This window comes from Parvibaculum sp. (assembly GCF_030694575.1).
Classification (GTDB): Bacteria; Pseudomonadota; Alphaproteobacteria; order Parvibaculales; family Parvibaculaceae; genus Parvibaculum.
On sequence record NZ_JAUYUS010000129.1, the window covers coordinates 1 to 3,316 of the forward strand.

Sequence of the window (3,316 nt, forward strand, 5' to 3'; positions counted from 1 at the left end):
CATCTGGTTTTCGCCGTCGCTCCAGGACGGGATCATGAAGCGCACCGCGCTCGGCCGGCTCGGCAGCGGCGACAATTCGGCGCTTCTCACCGACAATTCGCTGCATGTCCTTCTGTGCGGCACGGGCTCGCCGATGCCCGATCCGACGCGTGCCAATGCCTGCACGGCGGTGATCGCCGGCGGCCATATCGTCATCATCGACACTGGTCCCGGCTCCTGGTCGCGCATCGTCGCCAGCAGATTGCCGGCAGGCAAGATCGGCACGGTGCTTTTCACGCATCTCCATTCCGACCATATCGGCGCGCTCGGCGAATTCGCCGTGCAGAGCTGGATCGGCGGGCGCGCCGTGCCGCTCGAAGTCTACGGACCGGGCAAGCTCGAAGGCAGTGTGCCGCCGCTCAATTCGCTGGGACATGCCTATGGTTCGTCGGGAACGGTGGAAGTGGTGAAGGGCTTTTCCGAAGCCTTCGACTCGGATTCGGGCTACCGCATCCTCCATCACGGCACGGACTATCTCTCGCCGGAAGGCGCGCGCATCATCGGGCACGAGATCGCCCGCCCCGCGCCCAATACGCTGGTGCCGGTTTTCGACAAGGACGGGCTGAAGATTTCCGCTTTCCTCGTCAACCATCACCCCGTGGAACCGGCCTTCGGCTACCGCGTCGAATATGGCGGCCGCGTCGCCGTCATCAGCGGCGACACGAAGAAGACCGAAAGCGTCGAGCTGTTTTCGAAAGGCGCCGATCTTCTCGTGCATGAGGCGCTCAATCACGAGATGTCGACCATCATTTTCGAGGCGCTGACCGAGACCGACAACAAGCGGCTGGCGAAAATGGTTCACGACACGCTCGACTACCATGCCTCGCCGGTCCAGGCCGCCGAGATCGCGCGCGAGGCGGACGTGCCGCTGCTGGTGTTGACGCATCTCGTGCCGCCGCTGCCCAACGCGCTGGCCCGCCACATCTTCATGCGTGGCGTCGCGGATGCACGCGGCGAGGGCGATACCATCCTCGGTTATGACGGGTTGCTGGTGACGCTGCCCGCCAATTCGAAGGAAATCGCGACGTCCAATCTCAAGTGACGCTGCGTCACTTGTTATCCCATTGGCGCAATTGAATTTACTGTAAGTTACAGGGGGCGGCTTCAGGGCCGCCCCTCGCTTATCTGCCGGTTGCGCCCATACGCTCGGGTGGTATAACTCCCGGCCATCCGACATAGGTATCGGGCGATCTTCTTTCCTTCTGACGTCGCGGGTTCCCGCGCCGCCACCAGCCGGACGGTTTTTCATGAATATTCACGAATACCAGGCCAAGGCCGTGCTTGCGAAGTACGGCGTGCCGGTGCCTCGCGGCCATGCGGCCTTCACACCTGAGGAAGCGGTCGCGAAAGCGAAAGACCTCGGCGGGCCGGTCTGGGTCGTGAAGGCGCAGATCCATGCAGGCGGCCGCGGCAAGGCCGGTGGCGTCAAGGTCGTGAAGTCGCTCGACGACGTGAAGAAAGAGGCGGAGCGGCTGATCGGCTCCACCCTCGTTACGCATCAGACGGGCCCGGCCGGCAAGGAAGTGAACCGCCTCTATATCGAGGACGGTTCCTCCATCTCCCGCGAGCTTTATCTCTCCATTCTCGTCGACCGCGCCACCTCGCGCGTCTCCTTCATCGTCTCGACCGAAGGCGGCATGGACATCGAGGAAGTGGCGAAGAAGACGCCGGAAAAAATTCTCAGCTTCTCGGTCGATCCTGCCTCCGGCATCAGCGGCTTTCACGGCCGCAAGGTAGCCTATGCGCTCGGCCTCGAAGGCGACCAGGTGAAGCAGGGCGTCGCGCTCATCGAAAAGCTCTACAAGGCCTTCGTCTCCGAAGACATGAGCATGCTCGAAATCAATCCGCTGGTGGTCACGGGCGAGGGCAACCTTCTCTGCCTCGACGCGAAAGTGAATTTCGACTCGAACGCGCTCTACCGCCACAAGGACATCGTCGAACTGCGCGACCTGACGGAAGAAGACCCGGCGGAAGTCGAAGCGTCGAAATACGATCTCAACTACATCAAGCTCGACGGCCAGATCGGCTGCATGGTGAACGGCGCCGGCCTCGCCATGGCGACGATGGACATCATCAAGCTCTACGGTTCCGAGCCTGCGAACTTCCTCGATGTCGGCGGCGGCGCGACGAAAGAGAAAGTCACGGCGGCCTTCAAGATCATTCTGTCCGACCCCAATGTCGAAGGCATTCTCGTCAACATCTTCGGCGGCATCATGCGCTGCGACATCATCGCAGAGGGCGTCGTCGCCGCGGCGAAGGAAGTGTCGCTCGGCGTGCCGCTGGTCGTGCGCCTCGAAGGCACGAATGTCGATCTCGGCAAGAAGATCATGGCCGAATCTGGCCTGCCGATCATTTCAGCGGACAACCTCGCCGATGCGGCCGAGAAAATCGTCAAAGCCGTGAAGGAGGCCGCATAATGTCCGTGCTCGTCGACAAGAACACGAAAGTCATCTGCCAGGGCTTCACGGGTAATCAGGGTACGTTCCATTCGGAACAGGCGATTGCCTACGGCACGAAGATGGTCGGTGGCGTCAGCCCCGGCAAGGGCGGCTCGAAGCATCTGGACCTGCCCGTCTTCAATACCGTTGCCGAAGCCGTCGAGAAGACGGGCGCTACGGCGTCTGCCATCTATGTGCCGCCGCCCTTCGCGGCCGATGCGATCCTCGAGGCGATCGACGCAGGCATCGAGCTTGCCGTCTGCATCACCGAGGGCATTCCGGTTCTCGACATGGTGAAGGTGAAGCGCGCGCTTTCCGGCTCGAAGACGCGCCTCGTCGGTCCGAACTGCCCGGGCGTCATCACGCCGGGCGAATGCAAGATCGGCATCATGCCGGGCCACATCCACAAGCCGGGTTCCGTCGGCATCGTGTCGCGCTCGGGCACGCTCACCTATGAAGCGGTGGCGCAGACCACGGCGGCGGGCCTTGGCCAGACCACCTGCATCGGTATCGGCGGCGACCCCGTCAACGGCACCAACTTCATCGACTGCCTGGACATGTTCCTCCGCGACCCGGCCACCACCTCGATCATCATGATCGGCGAAATTGGCGGCTCCGCGGAAGAAGACGCAGCCGAGTTCCTCAAGGCCTCCAAGGTGAAAAAGCCCGTCGTCGGCTTCATCGCGGGCGTCACGGCCCCTCCCGGCCGCCGCATGGGCCATGCCGGTGCGATCATTTCGGGCGGCAAGGGCGGCGCGGAAGACAAGATGGAGGCCATGCGTTCGGCCGGCATCACCGTCGCCAAGTCCCCCTCGGCGCTCGGCACCACGCTGGTCGAG

General features: G+C 63.0%; 3 protein-coding genes. All 3 read left to right on the forward strand.

The features are described from left to right. The coding region (locus Q8S60_RS18065) for an MBL fold metallo-hydrolase (protein WP_305668765.1) at positions 1–1,081 on the forward strand (1,081 nt) is incomplete at its 5' end. A gap of 205 nt (positions 1,082–1,286) precedes the next feature. Further along, entirely contained in the window at positions 1,287–2,456 is a 1,170-nt protein-coding gene (gene sucC / locus Q8S60_RS18070) for an ADP-forming succinate--CoA ligase subunit beta (RefSeq protein ID WP_305276895.1), read from the forward strand. Then, the coding region (gene sucD / locus Q8S60_RS18075) for a succinate--CoA ligase subunit alpha (protein ID WP_305668766.1) at positions 2,456–3,316 on the forward strand (861 nt) is incomplete at its 3' end. The genes sucC and sucD, both read left to right, overlap by 1 nt.